This window comes from Bradyrhizobium sp. MV1.5 (genome assembly GCF_055807615.1).
In genome coordinates this window covers 1-25,620 of sequence record NZ_JBVVPL010000064.1, presented here as the reverse complement: position 1 = coordinate 25,620, position 25,620 = coordinate 1, and the positions used below count along the sequence as shown (strand labels likewise).

General features: G+C 65.6%; 24 protein-coding genes. 15 read left to right on the top strand and 9 right to left on the bottom strand.

From position 1 onward, the window contains the following. Positions 1–81 precede the first annotated feature (81 nt). The 5 genes from AC0L2J_RS32830 to AC0L2J_RS32810 all read left to right on the top strand — a co-directional run bounded on the left by AC0L2J_RS32830 (position 82) and on the right by AC0L2J_RS32810 (position 5,249). Complete coding sequence (locus AC0L2J_RS32830) at positions 82–576, top strand: tripartite tricarboxylate transporter TctB family protein (protein WP_007608177.1); 495 nt, start codon at positions 82–84, stop codon at positions 574–576. Between the two features lie 4 nt (positions 577–580). Beyond that, entirely contained in the window at positions 581–2,095 is a 1,515-nt protein-coding gene (locus AC0L2J_RS32825; RefSeq protein WP_473395729.1) for a tripartite tricarboxylate transporter permease, read from the top strand. Positions 2,096–2,146: 51 nt separating this feature from the next. Beyond that, on the top strand, positions 2,147–3,136 hold the full coding sequence (gene meaB / locus AC0L2J_RS32820) for a methylmalonyl Co-A mutase-associated GTPase MeaB (RefSeq protein WP_473395728.1): 990 nt from the start codon (positions 2,147–2,149) through the stop codon (positions 3,134–3,136). After that, positions 3,133–3,786 carry a pyroglutamyl-peptidase I gene (locus AC0L2J_RS32815; RefSeq protein ID WP_473395727.1) on the top strand — a complete coding sequence of 218 codons (654 nt, stop codon included), beginning with the start codon at positions 3,133–3,135 and terminating at the stop codon, positions 3,784–3,786. Before meaB ends, AC0L2J_RS32815 begins: the two co-directional genes overlap by 4 nt. A gap of 92 nt (positions 3,787–3,878) precedes the next feature. After that, positions 3,879–5,249 (top strand): TIGR03808 family TAT-translocated repetitive protein, encoded by a 1,371-nt coding sequence (locus tag AC0L2J_RS32810; RefSeq protein WP_473395726.1) that lies wholly within the window; start codon positions 3,879–3,881, stop codon positions 5,247–5,249. 30 nt (positions 5,250–5,279) lie between these two features. On the opposite strand, the gene AC0L2J_RS32805 is transcribed toward AC0L2J_RS32810, so the two are convergent. From AC0L2J_RS32805 to AC0L2J_RS32790, 4 genes are all read right to left on the bottom strand, one after another. Further along, positions 5,280–5,921 carry a TIGR03809 family protein gene (locus AC0L2J_RS32805; RefSeq protein ID WP_473395731.1) on the bottom strand — a complete coding sequence of 214 codons (642 nt, stop codon included), beginning with the start codon at positions 5,919–5,921 and terminating at the stop codon, positions 5,280–5,282. A gap of 509 nt (positions 5,922–6,430) precedes the next feature. Beyond that, positions 6,431–8,137, bottom strand: a complete 1,707-nt coding sequence (locus tag AC0L2J_RS32800; RefSeq protein ID WP_473395725.1) for a S8 family serine peptidase — start codon at positions 8,135–8,137, stop codon at positions 6,431–6,433. 15 nt (positions 8,138–8,152) lie between these two features. Further along, positions 8,153–8,848 carry a hypothetical protein gene (locus tag AC0L2J_RS32795; RefSeq protein ID WP_473395724.1) on the bottom strand — a complete coding sequence of 232 codons (696 nt, stop codon included), beginning with the start codon at positions 8,846–8,848 and terminating at the stop codon, positions 8,153–8,155. Next, a complete protein-coding gene (locus AC0L2J_RS32790; RefSeq protein WP_007593582.1) occupies positions 8,845–9,414 on the bottom strand; it encodes a sigma-70 family RNA polymerase sigma factor in 570 nt (189 codons plus the stop codon). The genes AC0L2J_RS32795 and AC0L2J_RS32790 overlap by 4 nt, the downstream gene beginning before the upstream one ends. Positions 9,415–9,848: 434 nt before the next feature. Here AC0L2J_RS32790 and AC0L2J_RS32785 point away from each other — a divergent pair, with 434 nt between their 5' ends. Then, the gene (locus tag AC0L2J_RS32785; RefSeq protein ID WP_007608160.1) at positions 9,849–11,006 is read left to right on the top strand and encodes a GGDEF domain-containing protein; all 1,158 of its coding nucleotides are present in this window, start codon (positions 9,849–9,851) and stop codon (positions 11,004–11,006) included. A 63-nt stretch (positions 11,007–11,069) separates the two neighbouring features. Next, positions 11,070–12,173, top strand: coding sequence for a DUF2336 domain-containing protein (locus AC0L2J_RS32780; RefSeq protein WP_473395723.1), 1,104 nt, complete (start codon positions 11,070–11,072; stop codon positions 12,171–12,173). Between the two features lie 10 nt (positions 12,174–12,183). On the opposite strand, the gene AC0L2J_RS32775 is transcribed toward AC0L2J_RS32780, so the two are convergent. Beyond that, positions 12,184–12,822 (bottom strand): NrsF family protein, encoded by a 639-nt coding sequence (locus AC0L2J_RS32775; protein ID WP_007608157.1) that lies wholly within the window; start codon positions 12,820–12,822, stop codon positions 12,184–12,186. Between the two features lie 2 nt (positions 12,823–12,824). After that, entirely contained in the window at positions 12,825–13,370 is a 546-nt protein-coding gene (locus AC0L2J_RS32770; protein ID WP_063993097.1) for a sigma-70 family RNA polymerase sigma factor, read from the bottom strand. 287 nt (positions 13,371–13,657) lie between these two features. Between AC0L2J_RS32770 and AC0L2J_RS32765 the strand changes: the two genes are divergently transcribed. The 7 genes from AC0L2J_RS32765 (at position 13,658) to AC0L2J_RS32735 (ending at position 19,204) form a co-directional block, all read left to right on the top strand. Then, complete coding sequence (locus tag AC0L2J_RS32765; protein ID WP_473395722.1) at positions 13,658–14,314, top strand: hypothetical protein; 657 nt, start codon at positions 13,658–13,660, stop codon at positions 14,312–14,314. Between the two features lie 164 nt (positions 14,315–14,478). After that, positions 14,479–15,258 (top strand): enoyl-CoA hydratase, encoded by a 780-nt coding sequence (locus AC0L2J_RS32760; protein ID WP_007608148.1) that lies wholly within the window; start codon positions 14,479–14,481, stop codon positions 15,256–15,258. Positions 15,259–15,475: 217 nt separating this feature from the next. After that, complete coding sequence (locus tag AC0L2J_RS32755) at positions 15,476–16,873, top strand: TolC family outer membrane protein (protein WP_063993099.1); 1,398 nt, start codon at positions 15,476–15,478, stop codon at positions 16,871–16,873. Between the two features lie 68 nt (positions 16,874–16,941). After that, complete coding sequence (locus tag AC0L2J_RS32750; RefSeq protein WP_473395730.1) at positions 16,942–17,229, top strand: type II toxin-antitoxin system RelE/ParE family toxin; 288 nt, start codon at positions 16,942–16,944, stop codon at positions 17,227–17,229. Continuing rightward, positions 17,229–17,579 carry an addiction module antidote protein gene (locus AC0L2J_RS32745; RefSeq protein ID WP_473395721.1) on the top strand — a complete coding sequence of 117 codons (351 nt, stop codon included), beginning with the start codon at positions 17,229–17,231 and terminating at the stop codon, positions 17,577–17,579. The genes AC0L2J_RS32750 and AC0L2J_RS32745 overlap by 1 nt, the downstream gene beginning before the upstream one ends. A 53-nt stretch (positions 17,580–17,632) precedes the next feature. After that, positions 17,633–18,190, top strand: coding sequence for a P-loop NTPase family protein (locus AC0L2J_RS32740; protein ID WP_007608132.1), 558 nt, complete (start codon positions 17,633–17,635; stop codon positions 18,188–18,190). 51 nt (positions 18,191–18,241) lie between these two features. Further along, complete coding sequence (locus AC0L2J_RS32735; protein ID WP_007608130.1) at positions 18,242–19,204, top strand: amidohydrolase family protein; 963 nt, start codon at positions 18,242–18,244, stop codon at positions 19,202–19,204. 2 nt (positions 19,205–19,206) lie between these two features. Here AC0L2J_RS32735 and AC0L2J_RS32730 read toward each other — a convergent pair whose 3' ends face one another. The 3 genes from AC0L2J_RS32730 to AC0L2J_RS32720 form a co-directional block, all read right to left on the bottom strand. Continuing rightward, entirely contained in the window at positions 19,207–22,323 is a 3,117-nt protein-coding gene (locus AC0L2J_RS32730; RefSeq protein WP_007608129.1) for an efflux RND transporter permease subunit, read from the bottom strand. Positions 22,324–22,358: 35 nt separating this feature from the next. Then, positions 22,359–23,603 carry an efflux RND transporter periplasmic adaptor subunit gene (locus tag AC0L2J_RS32725; protein ID WP_473395720.1) on the bottom strand — a complete coding sequence of 415 codons (1,245 nt, stop codon included), beginning with the start codon at positions 23,601–23,603 and terminating at the stop codon, positions 22,359–22,361. Positions 23,604–23,748: 145 nt separating this feature from the next. Next, on the bottom strand, positions 23,749–25,161 hold the full coding sequence (locus AC0L2J_RS32720; RefSeq protein ID WP_473395719.1) for a CoA transferase: 1,413 nt from the start codon (positions 25,159–25,161) through the stop codon (positions 23,749–23,751). Between the two features lie 54 nt (positions 25,162–25,215). Here AC0L2J_RS32720 and AC0L2J_RS32715 point away from each other — a divergent pair, with 54 nt between their 5' ends. Next, complete coding sequence (locus AC0L2J_RS32715) at positions 25,216–25,503, top strand: hypothetical protein (RefSeq protein ID WP_007593600.1); 288 nt, start codon at positions 25,216–25,218, stop codon at positions 25,501–25,503. The last annotated feature ends 117 nt before the right edge of the window (positions 25,504–25,620 follow it).

The following is a 25,620-nucleotide window of genomic DNA, read 5'->3' as shown; positions in this document are numbered from 1 at the left end:
CCCGGAATCCGCGCTTCGCGCGCATTCCGACCTCTCCCCGCAAGCGGGGAGAGGGAGAACACCTCTCATAGGACTCCTCCCATGCGCCTTCCCGACTCCGTCACGGGATCGTTTCTCGTCGTGCTCGGCACAGCAGCCGCCTATGGCGGCTGGCTGCTGCCGCCGGTGCCCGGACAGCCGGTCGGCCCCAACGTATTTCCGCTCGTGATCGGCATCGGGCTTGCGCTGTGCGGGCTCGCGATCGTGTTCGGGATCGGCCACACCTTCGAAGAGGCGGAAGAGCTGATCCCGCTCGAGGATGGCCAGGCAGCGGCTGCCCCGCCGCCGCAGGGAAAGTTGTACGGCCTGCGCGCGCTGCTGCCGCCGGCGCTGCTGCTGTTCTACGTGGTCGCGGCCGACCGGCTCGGCTTCATCATCACCGCGGCGATCATGGTCTACGTCACCTCGACCGCGTTGGGAGCGAAGTGGAAGCTGGCGCTGCCGCTCGCAGCGCTGGCGCCCTTCGCCATCCACCTCATCTTCGGCAAGCTGCTGCGCGTGCCGCTTCCCGCCGGCCTGTTGCCGACGCCCTGGTGATCCCATGCTGAAAACCCTGATCGAAGCGTTCGCACTGATTTCCACCTGGGAGGTCATCATTGCGATGTTCGCAGCCTCGGTGTACGGGCTCGTGATCGGCTCGCTGCCGGGCCTGTCGGCGACGATGGCAACCGCCCTGCTCGTCCCCGTCACCTTCTATCTCTCGCCGATCGCAGCGATTGCGACCATCGTGGCGGCCTCCTCGATGGCGATCTTCTCCGGCGACATTCCCGGTGCGCTGCTGCGCATCCCCGGCACGCCCGCCTCCGCCGCCTATGCCGACGAGGCTTACGCCATGACCCGCAAGGGACAGGCCGAGCTGGCCCTCGGGGCCGGCGTGTGGTTCTCGGCCGTCGGCGGCATCGCCGGCGTGCTGTCGCTGATGATCCTGGCGCCGCCGCTGGCCGAGATCGCGCTGTCGTTCTCGACCTTCGAGTATTTCTGGCTGGCGCTGCTCGGCCTGATGTGCGCGACGCTGGTGGCACGCTCCTCGCCGGTGAAGGCGATCGCCGGCATGTTCCTCGGCTTGCTGGTCTCCTGCATCGGCATCGAAAATCCCGGCGGCGTGCCGCGCTTCACCTTCGGCCTCACCGATCTGTTCGGCGGCATCGAGCCGATCCCCGCGCTGGTCGGCGTGTTCGCGGTGGCGCAGGTGATGCGCGCGATGCTGACGCCCGAGCCGCCGCCGCTGCCGCGCCGCAAATTCGGAAGCATCATGGCCGGTCAGTGGAAGCTGACCAAGAAATACCATTGGCAGATGACGCGCGGAAACATCGTCGGCATCATCATCGGTGTGCTGCCCGGCGCCGGCGCCGACATGGCCGCCTGGGTCTCGTATGCGATGTCGAAGCGCTTCTCCAAGGAGCCGGAGAAATTCGGCACCGGCCACGTCGAGGGCCTGGTCGAGGCCGGCGCCAGCAACAATGCCAGCATCGCCTCGGGCTGGGTGCCGTCGTTGTTGTTCGGCATCCCCGGCGACACCATCGCCGCGATCGCGATCGGCGTGCTCTACATGAAGGGACTCAACCCCGGACCGACGCTGTTCACCGAGAAAGCGTCGAGCATGTACGCGATCTATCTGATGTTCATCATCGCGAACATTTTGATGATCCCGCTCGGCATCGCCATGATCCGGATTGCCGCCTACATCCTGCTGGCACCGCGCTCCGCCATCATGCCGATCATCATGCTGTGCTGCGCGGTTGGCTCGTTCGCGATCGGCAATAACATGTTCGGCGTCGTCACCGTCGCCGCCTTCGGCGTGATCGGCTATGTCATGGAAGCAAACGGCTATCCCGTCGCCGCAATGGTGCTCGGCATCGTCATGGGCACCATGGTCGAGCAGGCTTTTGTCACTTCGCTGATCAAGTCGGACGGCAGCATTTTGCCGTTTTTCGAGCGCCCCGTGGCCGCGATCCTCGCCGCCATGGCGATCGGGGCGCTGCTGTGGCCGGTGATGGTCTGGGCGTGGCGCAAGCTGAAACCGGTGCGGAGCGGGGTGGCGGCGACATCCCGGTGATATCGGGTGAGCAACCCTCGCCTGCCCCGTGCCGGCGTTGTAAAGCAGGGCATGGTTGAGAAAAAGCCTTCACTGGACATCAAATCCCTCGCCCGTGACCTCCGCGCCGGCAGCCGCGCGGCGCTGGCGCGGGCCATCACGCTGGTCGAGAGCCGGCGCAGCGACCATCAGGCGCAGGCGCGCGAGCTGGTGCAGATGCTCTTGCCTGACACCGGCAGAGCGGTCCGCGTCGGCATCACCGGCTCGCCCGGCGTCGGCAAATCCACCACCATCGACGCGCTCGGCACCCATCTCATCGAGCAAGGCCACAAGGTCGCGGTGCTCGCGGTCGATCCGTCCTCGGCGCGCAGCGGCGGCTCGATCCTCGGCGACAAGACGCGGATGGCCCGGCTCTCGGCCTCCGACGACGCCTTCATCCGCCCCTCGCCGTCCTCGGGCACGCTCGGCGGTGTAGCGGCGAAAACGCGCGAGGCGATGCTGCTCTGCGAAGCCGCCGGCTTCGACGTCGTGCTGGTCGAGACCGTCGGCATCGGCCAGTCCGAGACCGCAGTCTGCGACATGACCGATTTCTTCCTGGCCCTGATGCTGCCGGGCGGCGGCGACGAATTGCAGGGCATCAAGAAGGGCCTGGTCGAGCTCGCCGACATGATCGCGATCAACAAGGCCGACGGCGACAATCTCAAGCGCGCCAACATCACCGCCGCCGACTATCGCGGCGCGCTGCATATCCTGACGCCACGCTCCGAGCATTGGCATCCGCCGGTCGAGACCTATTCGGCCCTGACCGGCGACGGCATCGCGAAGATCTGGCAGAAGGTTCTCGATCACCGCAAGGCGATGAATGCATCCGGCGACTTCGCCGCACGGCGACGCGAGCAGCAGGTGAAATGGATGTGGTCGATGCTGGAGCAACGCATGCTGGCGCGGTTGCGCAGCGAGGCGTCGGTTCGCACCAAGGTCCGGAAGATCGAGACTGAGGTCGCCGACGGCCATCTCACGCCGGCGCTCGCCGCCGAAAAGATCCTGGAGTTGCTGCAATGAGCGACAAGCTCCGCATTCTCCTCACCGGCTTCGGCCCGTTCCCCGGCGCGCCCTACAATCCGACCCAGCCGCTGGTCGCCCGGCTGGCGCAATTGCGCCGTCCCGCACTCGACGATACCGCGATCTCCAGCCACATCTTCCCGGTCACCTATGCCGCGGTGGACCGGCAATTGCCGGAGGTGCTCGCGAGAGAGAAGCCCGATGGGCTGCTGATGTTCGGCCTCGCCGCACGCACGCCCTATCTGCGCATCGAGAGCCGCGCGCGCAACGCCGTCACCATGCTGTGGCCCGATGCCGCCAACACCCGCTCGAGCAAGCGCGGCATCGCCGGCAGTGCGGACGCGATGATTTTCGGACCGCACACCGCCAGGCTGCTGCGCGCCGCGCGCCTCACCGGCATCGACGCGCGCGCCTCGCGGGATGCCGGCGCCTATCTCTGCAATTACCTGAGCTGGCGCGCGATCGAAAACGTCAGGGCCGGCGGGCCAAAGCTGGCCGCGTTCATCCATATTCCCCTGCTTGCGCGCAGTGGCGCCGTGCGCCGCAAGGGCGCGCCACGGATCACGTTCGAGGAACTGGTGGATGCGGGGGAAGCGATGCTGATGGAGATGGTGCAGTTGGCACGGAAGGCTCGGAACACGACTGCGTAAACATTTAACCCTACCGCGAACAATCCTCACGCGACCAGCCGCCCTGCGCTACCTAACCGCTGCGGACCCCCGCGTCCGCCGGAGGACGCGTCATGGACCTCAATCGCCGCCATCTCATCGGAGCTTCGACCGCGGGCATCGCCGGCGCGCTCGCGATACCCGCCGACGCCGCGCGTGCGGCGCCGCTGACGTCGCTGCTCGGCCGCGATGCCACGCAATATGATGTGCGCCCCGGCAGCAGCGAGGATCAGACCCGCGCGCTCCAGCGCGCGATCGACGAGGCCGCGCGAGCGCGGATGCCACTGGCGCTGCCACCCGGCGTCTACCGCAGTGGGTTGCTGCGCTTGCCAAATGGCGCGCAACTGATCGGCGTGCGCGGCGCGACAAAATTCGTCTTCACCGGCGGGGCCTCGGCGGTCCAGAGCGACGGCTCCGACGCAATCGGCCTCACCGGCATCAGCTTCGACGGCGGCGGCATTCCGCTGCCGACGCGGCGCGGGCTGATCCAGATCCTCGGCGGACGTGACGTCCGCATCACCGGGTGCGAGATCACGGGGTCCGGCGGCAGCGGCATCTGGCTCGAACAGGTCTCCGGCGACATCTCCGGCAACATCTTTACCAACATCGCGGTGACGGCAGTGGTGTCGTTCGACGCCAGGGGTCTCAGCGTCTCCCACAACACCATCGCCGGCACCAACGACAACGGCATCGAGATCCTGCGCACCGCTATCGGCGATGACGGCACGCTGGTCACTGATAACCGCATCGAGGACATCAAGGCCGGCCCCGGCGGCTCCGGCCAGTATGGCAACGCCATCAACGCGTTCCGCGCCGGCAATGTCATCGTGCGCGGCAATCGCATCAAGAACTGCGATTATTCCGCCGTGCGCGGCAACTCGGCCTCGAACATCCACATCACCGGCAACAGCGTCAGCGACGTGCGCGAGGTCGCGCTTTATTCGGAGTTCGCGTTCGAGGCCGCGGTGATCGCCAACAACATTGTGGACGGTGCCGCCGTCGGCGTCTCCGTCTGCAATTTCAACGAAGGCGGCCGCATCGCCGTGGTCCAGGGCAACATCATCCGCAATCTGATCCCGAAGCGGCCGATCGGCACCGCGCCGGATGACGATGCCGGCATCGGCATCTACGTCGAGGCGGATTCATCGGTCACCGGCAACGTGATCGAGAACGCGCCGTCCTATGGCATCGTCGCCGGCTGGGGCAAATATCTCCGCGACGTCGCGATCACGGGCAACGTGATCCGCAAGGCACTGGCCGGCGTCGGGGTGTCCGTCGTGCCCGGCGCCGGCACCGCGCTGGTCAACAACAACATGATCTCGGAAACCCCGCGCGGCGCAGTAGTCGGCCTCGATCATGCGCGCGCCGTGACGTCCGACCTGTCGGCGGACGGCGCCCAGCGCTTTGCGCAATTGGTGGTCGGCGGGAATGCGGTACGGCGGTAGCTACCGCTGCTCGCCTCTGGCTCCCGAACGTTAGAACGCGTTCCGCAGCAGCGGGTACTTCGCTTCGAGGCCGTCGAGGCTGAAGGTGAACTCAACCAGGCGCTCGGGGGCTGCGACAATTTCGGCTGCCGGCGGAGAGAACTGCGGCAGAAGCGCCGCCATCGCCGCCAGTGCCTTGGGCGCTGCCGTCGCGGCCGGCACCTTGGGCCCCGTCATCGCGACGGGCGCGGTGGGCGGCGCCATGGCAGCCGGCACTTGGAGCGGTGCCATCGCGGCAGGCGCGGCGACCCGCGCGGCCGGGGCTTCGGAGATTGCGGCGAGAACGCCCGGCTTGGGATCGAGCCTGACCGGCACGGCGGTCTCCGGGGCGATGTGCACGGCCTTCGGTTGCACGGTCTGCGCCTGCTGCTCACGCGGAAAGATGCGGGGCATTGTCGCCGGCGACCAGCCGAAGGCGGGCGACACGCTCGCGGCCGCCGCGGCGACGTCAGCGCCGGTGGCAAGCGCGCGCCAGGTCTGGACGGCGAGCTTGGCTTCCTGGATGTTTTCGAGAAATGCGATCTCGGAGTGATAGCGGCGCCAGCGCCCGGTCTCGAACATCTCGGAGAGATGCACCAGCCGCTGCTCGGCGAGAGCGCACCAGCGTGCCGCAACGTCGCGGCCAATAGCCACGTCGCGAATAGCCTCTTGGCGATGTGTCATAAATCAGCCCGTCAGGAGAAAATACGGACGCGACGCAACGCAAACGAATCAATTTAGACGCGACGTGAATATTTTGTGGAAAAGTTTTGACTTGTCCAGCAACGACGACGTTTTCGTCGCCAAACTCCGTAGTCGTGCGGAGATTCAAGGGGTTTTGGAGTCAAGCTTCGCGCAAGCATAGCGCGCTTGCGGCGTGCGGCAGAGCGGCGGGGGATGAGCGAGCCACGATCTCTCGACCGGAAGCTGATCTCGCGCAGGGCTTCGAGGAATGGGACGTCCAAAAAGAAAAGACCCGTCCGGGGGGACAACCGGACGGGTCGAGCCATATGGGCGCTTGGGGTGGATGGGCGCTCGCGCCTGATATGACTTATGGGGAGGGATAACCGCTCCCACATAATTTGGTCGTGGCAGCGGGCCGAACGTTCAATGCGGCGTTTGGTTTTTCGACCTTCGCGCCGCGCGCAAAGTTGTCGCAGCCGCTATCGCGTCGCCGGCTTATCCGCTTGAGAAATCGTGGCTTTATCCTCGGTGCTCGACAACGAAGGTTGCTCTAATGCGCGGATGCCAGGCTCGTCGCGACGCTTCTCGATATCTTCACGTTTTGTTGTACCGGACGCGGCCGCGACCGGCGTCGCGCCAGCGGCAGGAACGGCCATGACCGCGGCAAACGCATCGGCCCCGCCATCGCCGAACAGATCATCACGGCCGGGTGAACCGAGGTCGCGCGCCGTCTTCGCCAGCGTCGTGCGCAGCGCTTCCGGCTTCAGGGCGTAGTTGCGCTCGAGCAGCAGCGCCGCGACGCCCGAGACATAGGCGGCCGAGAACGAGGTGCCCGACGTCATCTGGTATTTGCCGTCAGGCGCGGGCAGGAAGATATCGACGCCGGGGGCCGCGACCGCGATGTAGTTGCCGCGGTTGGACGCGGTGAACAGCCTGTCCTGCTGGTCGGTCGCACTGACCGCGATCACGTTGGGATTGGCGGCCGGATAGAGCGGCGGGGACTTCGCGCCGGCATTGCCGGCGGCCGCGATCAGCACCAGGCCACGCGCGGCGGTCGCCGCGATGGCCCGCTCGATCACCGCATCTTTCGGACCGGCAAAGCTCATGTTGACGATCTGCGCACCATGCTCGGCGGCATAGTTCAGCGAGCGCAGGATGATGTAGGACGAGCTCTCGGCCCCGCCGGTGGTGCCGCCAAAGGCGCGGATGGCGATGAGGCGCGCCTCGGGCGCGCTGCCCATCAGCTTGGCATGCGCCACGATGGCGCCGGCAATGCCGGTGCCATGAATGTGCGGGCCCTCGGCGCTGCCGAGCGCATCGAAATTGTCGGCGATGGAATTGGCAAGTTCCGGATGCTGGGCATCGATCCCGGAGTCGATCACGGCGACCGTCACATTAGCGCCATGCGCCAGCGTATGTGCCTGCGGCAGGCGGAGCTTGGCCAGCGCATATTGCGCGGGATCACCCTCGGTCGGCACCGACGATTTCTGGTCCTGGAGCAGGTAGCGGAAGTTCGGCTGGACCGAGCGCACGCTGCCGTCGGCCGCGAATTCGCGCCGCACCGTCGCGGAGGGCCGGCCGTCAGTGATGCGGAACAGTCCGAACGTTGCCCCGATCAGCGGAAAATTCTCGGAGGACACGCGGGTCAGGCCATGGCGGCGCGCAAGCTCGTCGGCCTGGGTCGACGACAGCCCGCCGTCGATCTCGGCAACGAATTCGCCGGCGAAGGTGCGCAAGTCCGCGGCGACGGGCGTGTTGTTGCGGCGCCCCTTTCCGGCGGTCTTCTTGCCCGATTTGCCCGAGCCATCGCCGCCTGCGTTCTGCTGCGCCAGGCATTCGCCGGCCGCGTCGCGATCGGACGCGGTACAGGCGGGATAGAGGTTCGGGGAGTAACGCGCATAAGTCAGCACCGGCGTCGGTCCCATCCGCGCCGAAATCCTCGTCGTCACGACCGGGCCGGGACCGCGGCCGACGGCCACCGCTCTGGCGGCAACGCCCGGACTGACGCGTGCGGCGATGCCAGGAGAAATCGTCGGCATTCGGGAGGGGACGCTGATCGTCGGCGTGCGCATGATCGCCTGCGCCTGCGCAACCTCGACGCCGAGACAGGCGGCGAGCAGAAGCGCGGCTGCGACCGACGAAGCGCAGGCCCCGGCTCTTACTCCACTTTCAAACTTGCGCGTCATTGGTTTGGAAGCGCCCTACGGCGCTGCGACGGCGAGGTTGACGAACTTCTCGCGCTGCATCTTGCCGAGCAGCGAGGTGAGTTCGTCACGGCTCATCGCCTTGTCGAACTGGAGGCGGAACATGCCGCCCTTGGCATCACCGATGATCGAAGCCTGGTAGCCGTCGAGCAATGGGGTTTTGTCGGCGACGCGGGCCGGGGGCGTGAAACGCACCAGCGCGCGCGCCGGCGGGACGGTGGTGCCGAGGTCGCGTGTGAGCGGAGCGCTGGTCGAGAGCGAAGCAGTCTGGAAGGTCGCAGTCTGGGTCTTCGTCAACACGGCGCCGATGATTCCGGCTTGCAGCACGAGCGCCATGGCGCCAAGGCTCGCCGACCAGGCCAGAGTGCGCGGCGACAGGCTCGCAAAGAAGGTGGCGATGCGCGCCGACAGCGGCAGCGAACCGGCCGCTCGCGCAGGCTCAGCGTCGATCGCGGCGAACAGCTTCTGCATCGCACGCGCCGACGGAGCACCCAGGCTCTCGTTCAGATGGATGGTCTCTTCATACTCGCCGCGGATCGCGGCATATTGCTTCGCGAGCTCCGGATCGCGCGCCAGCGCCTCGTCGACGCGGCGCGCATCGCGCGGGTTCAGCGTGCCGGCGGCGTGCCACGGCAGCAGCAGTTCAATTTCACCGGGCTCTTGCTCCAGCATCTTCTTGCTCAAAGCCATCATGGCCAGCCTCGCTCAATGCCGGCTGCCTTCAGCAGTTCGGCCAATTTCTTGCGCGCATAGAACAAGCGCGTCTTCACAGTGTTCTCCGGGATGCCAACAATTTCGGCCACTTCTTCCACGGATTTCTCGTGGTAGTAGACGAGATCGACGATTTCCCGATGGTCCGGCGAGAGGCCCGTCAGACACTCCCGCAACGCTTCACTGGTATCCTTCTTCTGCACCGCCGTTTCCGGATTGTCGGACGTATCCTCGATCGCGTTCGCGGCGTCGTCGTCCAACTCAAAATCCTTCCTGCGCCGAAGCGCAGACAGGGCCTTGAATCGGGTAATGGCCAGCAGCCAGGTGGAAACGGCGGATCGGCCCTCGAACTTGCCGGCTTGACGCCAGACGTCGAGAAATACCTCGCTGATGAGGTCTTCCGCCGCCTGCTCGTCCCGCACGAGCCGGAGGCCGAACCGATACACCCTGACATGGTGCCGCCCGTACAGCACCTGCATGGCGAGCCGGTCGCCTTGAGCGATCCTGGCGATCAGGATCTCGTCCGAAGCCGCTTGTGTCACGCTCAAAGGCCGTCTCGCAAGATTGGTCGGGTCGATGCGGCAGACGGTTCGACGGGAGAGGTAAAATTGTTCAGCCTACCGCAGTCATACGGGAGGCTGTGTGATCTACCCCACATACGCGAAATTTCCTGTTGCCACCCGCGGCTGGGCGCCTCGCTCAAGAACGGTAACATAGTAATGAAGCACTTTCCTGCGCAATGCTGTCCCGGCATGGACGGCCCGACGTGCATGGAACCTTAGCAGCCTAGCACGACATATGTCTTCCGAAGCCCTGCTTTGGCTCGACCGCGTCGCACACGATGCCTAATCGCCGGCAAATCCTTGAGCGGTCGGCGTCCCCGCGCTGGCGCGCTGCACAGCGTGGATTCGATTTCGAAGGATACCAAACCTAAAGGCTTGCGACGTAGATTTTTGAGCTGACATCCACGATTGGCGGGACCATGAGCACGGCTGCGACGTCCTTTCCCGAGAGGAATGCCGCTGAGGCCGCGGATCTCGCCCTGACGACCGCGGCAGCGGCACCCGAAGTCCTGGCGCGCCGGATCCGGCAGCGGCGCCAGATGTATGTCGGCCAGGTGGCGAGCTATTCGCTCGGCGCCTCCGTCCTGCTGCTCTACGCTTATGACGGCGTCATCTCCATGGGCGTACCGTCACTGTTCTGGCTCGGCGGCCTTCTGATCATCGGAACCTTCACCGTGCTGTCGGAAGCGGGCTTCGGCGATCGGTTCGAGGATCACTACCTCACCGTCTTCCAGATCTCGGCGCATATGACGCTGCAGCTGCTGTTCCTGCTCGCGGTACCGACAGTCGGAGTTGCGTTCCTTGCCGTGCTGTTTCTGATCTTCGCCTTCGGCACGCTTCGCATGACCTCGAGTCAGGCGATGCTCACCTGGGGCCTTGCCACTTGCGGGCTCGCGTTGGTCTTCCTCGCCTCGGACTTGCCAATCGGACTGCCGGTTACGACCCAGCTGCAACGGGCCGCCTCGATGCTGTGCTTCGTGCTGGTGATCGGCCAGTGCGCCTTCCTCGGCCTGTTCGGCGCCACGCTGCGCAAGATCCTGTACCGGCGCAGCATCGAGCTGAAGGCCGCCTATCAGCGCATCGAGGAGCTGGCGGAGCTCGACGAGCTCACCGGCTCCTACAACCGCCGCTGCATCATGCGGCTTCTCGACGCCGAGATCGAAAAATCGCGGCAGACGTCGACCCCATGCGCGATCGCACTGATCGACCTCGACTGGTTCAAGCGCATCAACGATGCCCACGGCCATCCCGTCGGCGACGAGGTGCTGCGCACCTTCGCGATCACCATTTTCGCCAACATCCGCCCGGCTGACTGCTTCGGCCGCTACGGCGGCGAGGAATTCTTGCTGCTGCTGCCGGGAATGGACGGCGATGCGGCGTCGCGCATGCTCGATCGGCTGCGCGGCATCGTCGCCGATCTGGACTGGAGCGCATTCTCCCCGGGCATGCGCGTGACCATTTCCGCGGGCGTCGTGACGTTGCGCGACAACGATACTGCCGACACGTTTCTCGTGCGCGCCGACAGCGCGCTCTATTCCGCCAAGGCACAAGGGCGCAACCGCATTGCAACCAGCTGACCAATCCATTTTCTCCCGGTGCGACAGAAGCCGCTGCCGGGCCGAACGCTCCAGGATAGGGCAATGAGATCCAAATCCGCAAAATCATCCGAGAATCTGCTCGAGGAATTACAAACTGCGCTCTCGCACGGCACCGTTGCGCACCGGGTCGAGACGCTGCGCCGGGTCACAGATCTCTTCGTGGGCAATGCGGTGGATTATTCCGACGACCACGTTCGTGTGTTCGACGACGTGTTCCAATGCCTGATCGAGCAGATCGAGACGTCCGCCAGGGCGCTGCTCGCCGAACGCCTCGCACCGATCGCGGCTGCGCCGCCGAAGATCATCCGCACGCTCGCGCTCGACGAGGTGATCGAGGTTTCCGGCCCGGTGCTGTCGAAATCCGAACGGCTGGACGAGGCGACCCTGATCGAGATTGCGCGCACCAGGGGCCAGGCCCATCTCAAGGCGATCTCGCTGCGGCGGGTGCTGTCGGAAGCGCTGAGCGACGTGCTGGTGACCCGCGGCGACGAGGACGTGGTGCAATCGACCGTCAGCAATCCGGGCGCGCAACTGTCGGAGGGAAGTCTCGCCGACCTCGTGACCCGCGCCGAACGTGACGACGACCTCGCCAGCTGCATCGGCCTGCGGGCCGACCTGCCCCGCCATCATTATTTGAAGCTGGTCGCGAAGGCCTCCTTGACCGTGCGCAGGAAGCTGGAGGCCGCGCATCCGGAGCTCGCGGACGACGTGTCCAGCGTGGTCCAGGAAGCGGCCCAACGAATCCGCGCCGCCAGCATGACCAGGCAGACCGAGAGGGCGCGCGCGCTGGTGAAGTCGCTGCACGAGGACGGCCGCCTCACCGAGCTCCAGGTCGCCACTTTCGCGGAGCAGGGCAAGTTCGACGAAACCAATGCAGGGCTCGCAGCGCTTGCGGGCGTCGCAGTCGAGACCGCCGAGACCATGATGATCGAAAGCCGGGTCGAGGGCGTGATGATCCTCGCCAAGGTCGCGGCCATGCAATGGTCGAGCGTCCGCGCCATCATCGCCCTGCGCGAGAAGCTCTCAGGCGGCTCGCAGTCCGACATGCTGACGCTACGCGACGCTTACGAGGCGCTGCGTAGCTCGACCGCGCAGCAGGTGCTGCGCTTCCACCGCATGCAGCAGGGTGCGACGCCGGCGGCGTGAAGCGGGTGAGCTAGTAGCGCAGGACCCTCGCCCCCACCGCCGCTCCGATCGCAGTCACCAACGCGGTCGCGAGCGTGTACCAGGTCGCGACGAACAGCGGCGAGTCGTCGGTGCAGTGTGAAGCGTACAGCGTCGCGGCGAGTCCGGCCGACACCAGGCCGGCGAGCGCACCGGCAAGCGCAGGGTGCGACGGCGCGCCGTGGCGCAGGCCGAACAAGGCCCCCGCAAGCAGCGGTAGCGACATCGCGGGGATTGCGAACAGGCACACCCTGGAATTCTTGCCCATCAAGCGCATCGTCATCGGCATGGCCGGCGCCATCATCGCCTCGCTGCCGATCGCCACCGCGAGCAGCCCGACGGGCAGCAGCAGCAGCCAGCCCCAGCCGCGCATCAGGGCTTCGGGCCGCGACAGATGCAGGCTGACGATGATCGCCGGGATCGCGAGCGACAGCGTGACCGCGAACTTCATGTCGAAGAACGGGTTGTGCATCGCGCTCATCACGTCGTGACGCACACCGAGGAAGGTGGCGAAGATCAGGATCGACAGGGGCGCGGCGACCAGCAGCGCCATGGTCAGCACCGCGCCGACGCGCGGCGCACGATGGGCGTTGTCGGCCGCGAGCGAGCGAATGAGTTGATCGGTATCCATGACTAGTGGTCCCGCAGTTTGGCAGTCAGTGCCGCAAGTCCGCGATGCAGCGCGACCCGTACCGCGCCCTCGCTCATCGAATATTTCACCGCTGTGTCCTTGATCGAGGTGCTGTCGACCGCGATCGACTGCAACACGTCGCGCTGGCGCTGCGGCAGCGTATTGAGCTGGCTGGCGACCTCGCCGGCCGAAACTGTCTCCTGCGGCATCTCGCCCGGCAGGGTCTCGGCGAAATCGTCGATATTAACGAAGATCCGCCTCCCCCGTCGCCGCAGCATGTCGATCAGCTTGTTGCGGCCGATCGCAAACAGCCACGGGGCGAAGGGGGCTTCGCTATCCCAGGTGTGCCGCTTCAGATGCACCGCCAACAGAATCTCCTGCACGATATCCTCGGCCTGGTCGGGAGGCTGCCCTGCCCGCGCCAGGCCGCGCCTCGCGGCAGCGCGCAGCACAGGCGTGACCGCCTTCAACAGGCGATGATACGCTGCGTCATCGCCTGCCATGGCCGACCGCATCAGGCCGGTCCACTCGTCCTCACGTCCGCGCACGCGCGCCCTCACCATGCAATTCGGCCGTTCCTTCAGTTTGTTACGCCGGCGGCAGGACGATCACGAATTCGTGATCGTGCTTGGCCACGCAACCGATACGGCCGTCAGGATCTGCGACGGCTCATAACACCGATCGGTCCCGTACGCACCCGCGGCCGGCCGCAACGGCAACGGATTGCCGCGCTTTTGCCCGGTGTGGCCCGAAGATTCCCATTTTCTGCCCCGCTGTCGTCACGCCCCAGGGTCTCTGTTCGGTCCGGGACGGGCGGACTTGGGGAGATGTCAACATGATGAAAGCCAGCGGGCGCGCGGCCCTGATTCTCCTGGCCGGGCTTTTGGTGCTGTTCGGGGGCGTTGCACAGGCGGCGCCGAGTTCAGCCGCTAGCAGCAAGTCGGACAATGCGGGCAAACAGGCGGACGAGGTCAAGCCGAGCAAGCAGCGGCGTCACACGTCGCGCCACCGCGACAGCACCAAGACGGCGCAGAAATCCGACGACAAGGCCGACAAGAAGGACGCCGCGGCCGATGAGGCGAAGGCCGACAATCGTGACGCGCCGGCCTCGAGCCAGATGCCGCCGGAAGTCGCCAACGCCAATGCGCAGCTCGCCGCCGATACGCCGACGGCGGCTGCCGCCTCCGCAATGACTGGCCGCGCCAACGACAACGTCCAGGCCGCGGCCGATAATACCGCCGCCCCGAACGCCGAAAGCCAGGTCGTCGCACCCGATCAGCTCAACGACATCGACCGCGCCGTGCAACAGGACAACGCGCCGGCGCAGAAGACGGTGATCGCCGCAACCGATGCGCAGCCACGTCCGGCACCGGTGATGGCAAGCAGCCAGCAGAGCTCGGCCTGGGACCAGAGCTCCCTGATCGGAAAAATCTTCATCGGCGTCGGCACGCTGCTGACGCTGGCCTCCGCCGCGCGCATGTTCATGGCGTGACTTTGGCTTGATTTCGGCCTGATCGCCGGTTCGCGGGACCGCGTCCGGAACGCGTATCTTTGCCGCGTGTTCCGGCCGTTCTTGCTCCGATGGCTTTTGGCGCCTCTTGAAGCCCACCGCGTCAGCGGGCACATTGCCTGCTCAACCAAAAGCGTGGGTGGAGCATGAGCACGTTCGAACACATCATTGTCGAAAGCAAAGGCGCGGTCGGCATCATCAAGCTGAACCGGCCGAAGCTGCTCAACGCACTCTCCTTCGGCGTCTTCCGCGAGATCGCCGCGGCCGTCGACGATCTCGAAGCCGATGACGCCATCGGCTGCATCGTCGTGACCGGCAGCGAGAAGGCCTTTGCCGCCGGCGCCGACATCAAGGAGATGCAGCCGAAAGGCTTCATCGACATGTTCTCGGAGGATTTTGCCGCGATCGGCGGCGATCGGGTCGCGCGCTGCCGCAAGCCGACGATCGCTGCGGTCGCGGGCTATGCGCTGGGCGGCGGCTGCGAGCTCGCGATGATGTGCGACTTTATCATCGCCGCCGACACCGCCAAATTTGGCCAACCCGAAATCACGCTCGGCACCATCCCCGGCATCGGCGGTACCCAGCGCCTGACCCGCGCGATCGGCAAGTCCAAGGCGATGGACCTTTGCCTCACCGGCCGCATGATGGATGCAGCCGAAGCCGAGCGCAGCGGCCTCGTCAGCCGCATCGTGCCGGCCGACAAGCTGATGGACGAGGTGATGGCCGCGGCCGAGAAGATCGCCGCGATGTCGCGGCCCGCGGTCGCGATGGCCAAGGAAGCGGTCAACCGCGCCTTCGAGACCACGCTCGCCGAGGGCATGAGCGTCGAGCGCAACCTGTTCCACTCGACCTTCGCGCTGGAGGACCGCTCCGAGGGCATGGCGGCGTTCATCGAGAAGCGGAAGCCGGTGAACAAGAACCGGTAAGGAGGCGAGCGGTCAGGCTGGTGTAAGACTCTGCCCTTCCCGCAGAATCCCTGTGATGTAGCTGCAACAAGCACGGAATACATGGGGGTTTCCCCCGCGGCAGTTTGCCTGCGAGACCTCGGCTGGTTAAACAGTTAAGAGAGCCGCCGTCGGCGGGGGCGGACAGCCGGGATTTGCGGATTACATGATTGGGCGTGCCGCCAGAGCTGGTCGCGTGATGACGCGGCATCGATCGGGCGTGGCTCCTGTGCTCGCGACATGGACCACGCTGGCGCTCTGTTGCGCCCTGCCCTCCGCCGCACGGGCGGAAGCGCTGCCGGAGGCGCTCGCCAAGGCCTACCAGACCAATCCGCAGCTCAATGCCGAGCGTGCGCGGCAGCGCGCCACCGACGAGAACGTGCCGCAGGCCCTCGCCGGCTACCGGCCACAGATCGTGGCAAGCCTCAGCGCCGGGCTGCAATCGGTGCGCAATCTGCTGCCCGACAACACCATCCAGACCGCCAATCTGAAGCCGTGGATCATCGGCGTCACCGTGTCGCAGACCCTGTTCAACGGTTTCCGCACCGCCAACAACGTGCGCGCCGCCGAACTCCAGGTACAGTCGGGCCGCGAGGCGCTGCGCAACGTCGGCCAGGGCGTGCTGCTCGACGCCGTCACCGCCTACACCAATGTGCTCGCCAACCAGTCGCTGGTCGAGGCGCAGCGCTCCAACGTCGCCTTCCTGCGCGAAACGCTTTCGGTCACCCAGCGGCGCCTCAACGCCGGCGACGTCACGCCGACCGACAGCGCCCAGGCCGAGGCGCGGCTCAACCGCGGGCTTTCCGATCTCAACGCCGCCGAAGTCGCGCTGGCGGTGAGCCAGGCGATCTACGCGCAAGTGATCGGCAACGCGCCGTCGCAGCTTCGAGTCGCCGAAGTCGTCGACCGCTATCTGCCGAAGAGCCGCGAGGACGCGCTGACGATGGCGATCCGCCAGCACCCGGCGGTGATGGCGGCGGGCTTCGACGTCGATGTCGCCTCCACCAACATCCGCGTCGCCGAAGGCGCACTGCTGCCGAGCGCCAGCGTCCAGGGCAGCGCCAGCAAGAGCCGCAACAACGACCCGACGCTCGGCACCTTCGCCGAAGACCAGGCATCCATCGTCGCCAATGTCACCGTGCCGATCTACGACGGCGGCCAGGCCGCCGCGCAGACCCGGCAGGCCAAGGAAATCACGGCGCAGAGCCGGCTCGTGCTCGACCAGGTGCGCAACCAGGCGCGCACGGCGGCGGTCAGCGCCTGGGTTGCCAATGAAGGCGCCAAGATCGCGGTCTCGGCCTCGGAGTCCGAAGTGAAGGCCGCGACCGTCGCGCTCCAGGGCGTGCAGCGCGAGGCGGCCGGCGGACAGCGCACGACGGTGGATGTGCTGAACTCGCAGGCCGATTTGATCCAGGCCAAGGCCCGCCTGATCGGCGCCAATCGCGACCGCGTCATCGCCTCCTACACGCTGCTCAGCGCCGTCGGTCATCTCGACGTCAAGACCTTGAGCCTGAACACGCCGGACTATCTGCCCGAGGTGCACTACCATCAGGTCCGCGACGCCTGGCACGGCCTGCGCACGCCGTCTGGGCAGTAGCGTCCGCAACGCCTTTCGCCACCCTCCTTTGACATTTTGTAGCCCATGGGCTACATTCGCACCTCACGATCGAGGCGAGGCAAACCGAGCATTTTTCGGAGTGGCTGACCCGCCTCAAGGACGCCAGCGCGGTTGCCCGGATCACGGCCCGCGTTCGCCGCATGGAGATGGGCAATCCCGGCGACAGCAAGAGCGTCGGTCGCAACGTCCGGGAAATGCGCATCGACTACGGACCGGGCTATCGGATCTACTATGTGCAGCGCGGAACGCAGATTGTGATCCTGCTGTGTGGCGGGGACAAGCGCACGCAGCGACAGGACATCAAGCTAGCCCAGCAACTGGCGAAGACAATGTGATGCCAAAGGCAGCGAAAACGAGCGTCAAGGCGGCATCCAGGACGACGCGCTTCGACGCCGCCGACTATCTCAACACAGAAGAACGTCAGGCCGCCTATATTGCGGCCGCATTAGAGACCGGCGATGCTGATTTCGTGCGCGACGCACTCGGCCTTGTCGCTCGTGCGCGCGGCATGAGCGCGATCGCGAAGAAAGCCGGCTTGAACCGCGAAAGCCTGTACAAGGCGCTCGGAGAGACCGGGAATCCTGAGTTTGGCACGGTCATGCGCATTGTCGGAGCGTTAGGCCTGACATTGTCCGCCCAACCCGCGACAAGCGGGCGAATGTCGAAGCGCCGCCGAGCGGCTTGAGGGAGCACGCCGCCGACCCGCGAAATCGGTTCGGGCAGTCGCTGGACGTGAACATGAAAAGCCGCCGCATCCATCTGATGGGAGCTTCGGGCTCCGGCGTGACGACCATCGGCCGCGCGCTCGCGAGCCGGCTGGCGTTGCCGCATCACGACAGTGATGATTATTTTTGGCTGCCGACCGCGCCGCCCTACCAGACGACACGCCCTGCCGCCGAACGTTTGCGGCTGATGCGCGAGATGTTTCTGCCGCGGCTCGATTGGGTGCTGAGCGGAACCGTCACCGGCTGGGGCGACGAGCTCGTCCCATTCTTCGATCTCGTCGTCTTTGTGAGGACGCCGCGCGAGCTTCGCTTGCAGCGCCTGCGTGGCCGCGAGGCTGCGCATTTCGGAGCGGATGCCGTCGCACAGGGCGGCTGGCGTCATGAGGAGGCGGAGTCGTTCGTCGACTGGGCCTCGCACTACGAAGCCGGCGATCGCGACGGCCGCAGTCTCGCAAAAGATGAGGCGTGGCTCGCGAAGCTGCCCTGCCCGATCGTGCGCGTCGACGGCTCACGCCCTCTTGTGGGCCTCGTCGAGCAGCTATGCAGCGAAGCGCAGCGGCTGCCGGGCTGATGTGATACTGTCGCGACGCCACTGCCAAATAACAAAACAGGGAGAGAAACCATGCTCAGCCGACGCAGCGTCCTGCTTGCCTCCCTTGCCGCCGGAGTTGCCATGTCCAACAAAGCCCACGCACGTGCCGCGCAGCCCGCCACGCCGGTCAATTTCGACGTCCCTGCCCATGCCTGCGACTGTCACACCCACATCCATGGCGATGTCGAGAAGTTTCCGTTTTTTGCCGGCCGCGTCTACACGCCGGAGCCGGCGAGCCCCGAAGAAATGGCCGCGTTGCACAAGGCACTGCATATCGAGCGCGTGGTGATCGTGACACCGAGTGTCTACGGCACCGATAATTCCTCGACGCTGTTCGGCATGAAGGCGCGTGGCGCGGCCGCGCGCGGGGTCGCCGTGATCGACGACAAAACGACCGACGCCCAGCTCGACACGATGCAAACAGACGGCTTTCGCGGTGTCCGCCTCAATCTCGCGACCGGCGGCGTCAACGACCCCAATGTCGGCCGGCCGCGCTTCACCGCCGCAGTCGAGCGCATGAAGGCGCGCGGCTGGCACGTGCAGCTCTACACCACGCTTCCCATGATCTCCGCGATCAAGGACCTCGTCGAGACGGCGCCGGTCCCCGTCGTATTCGACCATTTCGGCGGCCTCGAGGCCTCGCTTGGGCTGGAGCAGCCGGGATTTGCCGACCTGGTCGCGCTGGTGAAATCCGGCAAGGCCTATGTTAAGATTTCCGGCGCCTATCGCTCATCGAAGCTGGCGCCCGACTATCAGGACATGGCGCCCTATGCGCGCGCACTGATCGCGGCGAATGCGGACCGCATCGTCTGGGGGACTGATTGGCCGCATCCGGATTCGAGCCGTGTCGAGGGACGCAAAGCCACCGACATCGCGCCGCTTTACCAGATCGACGACGGCCGCCTGCTCAACCAGCTTCCGGTGTGGGCGCCGGATGCGGATGTACGCAAGAAGATCCTGGTCGATAACCCGGCGCAACTCTACGGGTTTTGACGTCAGCGTGCGCGGCGGGAGAAGAAGGAGATCAGCACCGGCAGCGTCACCAGGATCACGACCGGCGCCAGCATCATGCCAGTCACCACGACCACCGCGAGGGGCTTCTGCACCTGCGAGCCGATGCCTTCCGACAGCGCGGCCGGCAACAGGCCGATGCCGGCGACGACGCAGGTCATCAGCACCGGCCGAAGCTGCAATTCGCCGGTGCGTATCACCGCGCTCATGCGGTCCATGCCCTCTTCGATGAGCTGGTTGAACTGCGACAGGATGATGATGCCGTCCATCACGGCGATACCGAACAGCGCGATGAAGCCGATCGCCGCCGAGACACTGAAGGCGGTGCCGGTGATCAAGAGACCGAGCACGCCGCCGAAGATCGCCATCGGGATCACGCTCATGGCGAGCAGCGTGTCGGTCATCGAGCCGAAATTGAACCAGAGCAGGACGCCGATCAGCGCGAGCGAGATCGGCACCACGATCGACAATCGCCGGATCGCGTCCTGGAGATTGCCGAATTCGCCGACCCAGTCCATGTGCGCGCCGGGCGGCAGCTGCACTTGATCGGCGATCTTCTGCTGCGCCTCGCGGATGGCGCTGCCGAGGTCGCGTTCACGTACCGAGAACTTGATCGGGAGATAGCGCTCCTGCTGCTCGCGATAAATGTAGGCGGCACCCGAGACCAGGCTGATGGTGGCGACCTCGCTCAGGGGGATCTGCGTGACGGTGCCGTTCGGTCCGGGCGCGCCGATCCGCAAATTCTGGATCGCCTCTGCGCTCCTGCGGAATTCCGGCGCAAGACGAACGATGATCGGGAAGTGGCGGTCGCTTCCGGCCTCGTAGATGTCGCCGGCGGTGTCGCCGCCGATCGCGACCTTGATGGTAGCGTTGATGTCGCCCGGCGCAAGGCCATAGCGCGCGGCCTTGGCACGGTTGATGTCGATCTGGATGGTCGGCTGCCCCAGTGAGGTGAACACGGCAAGGTCGGTGACGCCCTGCACGGTTGCCAGCACCGACTTGATCTTGTTGGCGGTGTCGGTCAGCGCCTGGAGATCGCTGCCGAACAGCTTGATCGAGTTCTCGCCCTTCACGCCGGAGACGGCTTCGGAGACGTTGTCCTGGAGATATTGCGAGAAGTTGAACTCGACGCCGGGGAAGCGATCGTCGAGCTGCTTGAGCAGCTGCGCGGTCAGCTCTTCCTTGTCGCGGGTGCCGGGCCATTGGCTCGCGGGCTTGAGCGGCGCGAAGAACTCGGCGTTGAAGAAGCCGGCGGCGTCGGTGCCGTCATCGGGGCGGCCGTGCTGCGACACCACGGATTCCACTTCAGGCCGCGCGCGGATCACCTTGCGCATCTCGTTGACGTAGGAGTTGCCTTCCTGGAGCGAGATGGTCGGCGGCAGCGTGGCGCGGATCCAGAGATTGCCCTCCTCCAGCTTCGGCAGGAATTCGAGGCCAAGCAACCGGCTGAGCGCAACCGTCATCAGCACGAGGCCGAACGCGCCACCGAGCATGATGCCGCGGTTGGCGACCGCCCAATGCAGCACCGGCATGTAGATCCGATGCAGGATCAGCATCACCCTGGTCTCGGTCTCCCTGACGTGCGCGGGCAGGATGATCGAGGACAGCGCCGGAGTGACGGTGAAGGTCGCAAGCAGACCGCCGGCCAGCGCGTAGGCATAGGTGCGCGCCATCGGCCCGAAGATGTTGCCCTCGACGCCGGAGAGCGTGAACAGCGGCAGGAAGGCCGCGATGATGATCGCCGCGGCGAAGAAGATCGAACGTGAGACATCGGCCGCCGCGCTGAGGATGGCGTGGCTTTTCATGCCGAACAGCGTCTCGGACGACATCTGTTCGGATTCCGACATCGGCGTCGTCTGGGTCAGGCGCCGGAAGATTGCCTCGACCATGATGACGGTGGCATCGACGATCAGGCCGAAATCGATCGCGCCGACCGACAGCAGGTTCGCCGATTCCCCACGCAGCACCAGGATGATCACCGCGAAGAACAGCGCGAACGGAATGGTGGCGCCGACGATCAGCGCGCTGCGGAGATCGCCGAGGAAGATCCACTGCAGCAGCACGATCAGCAGAATGCCGATCACCATGTTGTGCAGCACGGTGTGGGTCGTGAGGTCGATCAGGTCGCCACGGTCGTAGATGCGCTCGATACGCACGCCGGGCGGCAGGATGCTGGAGTCGTTGATGGTTTGAACGAGCTGGTGCACGCGCTTGATGGTCGGCGAGCTCTGCTCGCCACGGCGCATCAGGACGATGCCTTGCACGATGTCGTCGGCCTCGTCGAGGCCGGCGATGCCGAGACGGGGCTTCTGGCCGACGGTGACGGTGGCGACGTCCTTGACCAGCACCGGATTGCCGTTGGTCTGCGAGACCATGGTGTTGGCGAGGTCGTCGATCGAGCGGATCAGGCCGACGCCGCGCACCACGGCCGATTGCTGACCGATATTGACGGTGTTGCCGCCGACATTGACGTTGGAATTGCCGACCGCCTGAAGCAATTGCGGCAGCGTCAGGCCGTTGGCGACCAGCTTGTTGAAGTCGACCTGGAGCTCGTAGGTCTTGCTCTTGCCGCCCCAGCCGGTGACATCGATCACGCCGGGCACGGCGCGGAAGCGGCGCTGGAGGATCCAGTCCTGGATGGTCTTGAGGTCGAGCACGCTGTAGTTCGGCGGGCCGACGAGACGGTAGCGGAAGATTTCGCCAATTGGACTGAGCGGCGAGATCTGCGGCTGCACGTTGCCGGGCAGTGGCGCGAGCTGCGCCAGGCGGTTTAAGACCTGCTGCAACGCCTCGTCATAGGTGTAAGCGAAGGAGAACTGCAGTTTGACGTCGGAGAGGCCGTAGAGCGAGATGGTGCGAATGGTCGTGAGGTTCTTCAGACCTGCGACCTGGGTCTCGATCGGAATCGTGATGTAGCGCTCGATCTCCTCCGCCGACAGGCCCGGACTCTGCGTCACGATGTCGACCATCGGCGGGGTCGGATCGGGATAAGCCTCGATGTTGAGCTGGTTGAACGCGATCAGGCCGCCGATGAGCACGGCGACGAACATCCCGACCATCAGGAAGCGCCGGTTGACGGCAAGGGCGACGAGGCGATCCATTCAGGTCTTCAGCTTGTCTTTTTCCGGCCCGTCGATCAGCTGCCGGACGCCGCGCGGTCGATGAACAGGCTGCCTTTGGTGACCACCTGCTCGCCGGGCTTCAGATTGCTGGTGACCTCGACGAGGTTGCCATTGATGAGACCGATCTTGATCTCGCGCAGCTCGACCGACTTGTCCTCGCGTGCGACCCAGAGGCGGACCTTGTCGGCTTCGTAGATCAAGGCCTGCTTCGGTACCGCCGGCGCGGCGCGGTCGCCGGACGAATAGATCGTGACGTTGGCGAACATCTCCGGCTTCAGCAGACCGTCCTTGTTGTCGATGGTGGCGCGGACCAGCAGGCGACGGGTGTTCGGATCGATCGCGGCGGCGACGTAGTTGACCTTGGCGGTCAAGGGACGGCCCGGCAGCGCCATCACGTTGACGGTGATGTCCTGCCCGACGCACACGGCAGCCGCATCGCTCTCGCGCACGAAGGCGGTGAGCCAGACCGAGGAGAGGTCGCCGACCACGAAGACCGGATCGCTGGCGCCGGAATTGACGTACTGGCCGGGGCCGATCTTACGCTGCACGACCGTGCCCGCGATCGGCGAATAGATCGTGACTTCCGGGTTGATGACGCCCTTGTCCTGGAACGCCTTGATGGTCTGATCCGTGAAGCCGAGGATACGCAGCTTGTTGCGCGCGGCTTCCAGCGCCGTCGCCGAGGAGCGCATGTCGTTCTGCGCCTGAACCTGGGTCGCTTCCGCCTGCTGATAGTCCTTCAGGGGGATGGCATGGCCCTCGTAGAGGTCCTTGGCACGCTTGAACTGGATATCGGCAAGATCGATCGCCGACTTCGCCTTATTCTGCGAGCTCATCGCCGCAATGAAATCGTTCTGGGCCTGCACGGTGTCGGCGGCCTCGATTGTGAACAGCGGTTGGCCTTGCTTCAGCACCTCGCCGGGCTTGGCGAGCAGCTTGGTCACTCGCCCCGCATAGGGCGAAAACACCGGCGTCGAACGGTCCTCGTCGACTGCGACCTTGCCCTCGGTGACATACTCGGCACGGAAGGTCTTGGCCTTGACCGGCTCGATCGTCAGCGTCGCCCATTCCGACGGCGTCGGCGTGAAGTTCTGCGCATTTCTGCGCGACTGGCTGGAGATCTCGGAGTGGCTCTTCTCCTTGGCTCCCGCATGGAGGAAGCCGTAGGCCCCGGCACCGGCAAGAGCTAGTAAAACTACGGATGTAATCACCCGTTGTTTTGTAAGCACCTGCAATCGCTTGGTATTTTCAACTACCATGGAGCCCGGTCATGTCTGCGATGATAGCGGCGGATGCCGGCGTCATCGGTCGCGCTAATAGTGCCGAATTGTGATTTCAAACAACCTAAAAAACGCCGGGCGCCTTTCGGTTTGCGTTAAAAATTTGCGACACGTCAGCTTCACGTCAGCTTGTCACCGGCCACTCTGCCGGATGACTGCCGAGCGGCATCGCCGGACGGCTCCATCGCGCCGGCGTCTTCGACAGCAGTGCTGAATGGCGCACCGCCTTCAACGTGCCGAAGCCAGATGGCATGCTCTCGATGAATGCAGCATGTACAGCCTCGCCCGTAATGTCCGGGGTGTTCAGGCCATTTTCGAGCCGTCCGAGATTCCACAGCCAGCGCCCGGTCTGCGCCAGCGACACGCGCACGTACCAGCTGCCGCCTTCGCGGGCCTGGCGGGCCTTGGCCATCATCGCGCCGAACGCCATCAGATAGCCGGTGGCGTGGTCGAGCATCTGCGCCGGCAATTCCTTCGGCCCATCGATGCCAGCAGCCTGTCCCTCGGCATGGTTGAAGCCGGTCGTGGTCTGCACCAGCGAATCGAAGCCGCGCCGTTCCGCCCAGGGACCGGCATGGCCATAGGCCGACAACGTCACGTAGACGATGCCGGGATTGATTGTCGCCGCGTCCTCCGGCGTAAAGCCGAGAGCGGCGAGCGCGCGCGGGCGATAGCCTTGCGAGAAGATGTCGGCGTCCTTCAACAGCGCGCGCATCTGCGCTCTGCCGGCCTCACTCTTCAACTCGATGAAGGTGGTGAGCTTGCCCCGGCCGGTGTCGATGGTCAGCCACGGAATCGCCGGCAGCGCGGGGCCTGACACGAGCAGCACATCTGCGCCGTGCGCGGCGAGCGTTCGGCCGGCGACGGGGCCCGCAATGACGCGAGAGAGATCGAGCACGCGCAGGCCTGCGAGCGGGCGATCGCCTTTTGGCGGTCGTTGCGGCCATGGCTTCGGCGGGGCCTCGCCGATCTTCTCGATCGAGACCAGCGGCAATTCGGCGAGCGCGCGGGCCTGCGGCAGCGCCGACCATTCGTCGTAGGAGCGCATCAGGGCAACGACGCCGCCCGCGGCGTAAGCCGCAGTCTCGAAATCCCCGCCCTTCCATTGCTTCAATGCGGCCTGCACCTTCTCGCGCTCGGGTTCGCAGCCGAGGACCTTGCAGACGGCGTCGCGATGATGTGGAAAATTGGTGTGGCAGCGGACGAAGCGGTTGTCGCCGGTTCTGTAGACGCCGGCGATGGCGTCCCAGGCGGGCGGCGGCGGCTCGTCGTCGACGCGCAAGTAGCGCTCGGAGCGGCATTCGGCGAGGGCATGGCGCAGGTCGACGCTAACGTCCTGCGCCTCGCCGCTGCGCAATCTCCAGATTTCGGCGGCGGCAAGGCCGGCGGCGGCGATCGTCGTCTGGCCGGCAATTGCGACGCGGAACGAAGACGGGATTTGCGGCTCCTCGCCCGTCAGCCGCACGCGTGCAAGCGCGGCGGCGTCACCGCCGGCGGCTGTCCAGATGTCACTGAGAATCTCGGCGGGGCTTTGCATGACCCTTCTCTCCCTCTAGTTTGCGATCATCTCATTAGCACACAAGGACATGCAATGGCCGCCATCGATCCCCTCACCGCAGGCGCCGTGTTCATCGCAACGGCGGCCACCGACGCGGTCTATGTCATGTTCACCTCGGCCGTGATCGCGCGCAAGCGCGTGCCCGCGGCGAACTGGAGCGCGGTCTGGTACATGCTCTCCTCCTATGCGGTGATCAGCTACACCGAAAACGCCTTCTATGTCGCCTTCGCGGCGATCGGCTCCTGGGCCGGCGCCTACGTCTCGCTGACATTCCTGCACCGCCCGCCCGGCGGCCCACCGGTGGGGGCGGCACCGGAATGAGGGCCGTCGATGTGAGCGGCGCGATCGACCACATGCTCAGTGTCGTCCTGGCGAAAGCCAGGATCCATTACCACAGGCCGCAGTCGTTACGCGATGCTGTGGCCAGGGCATATCGCA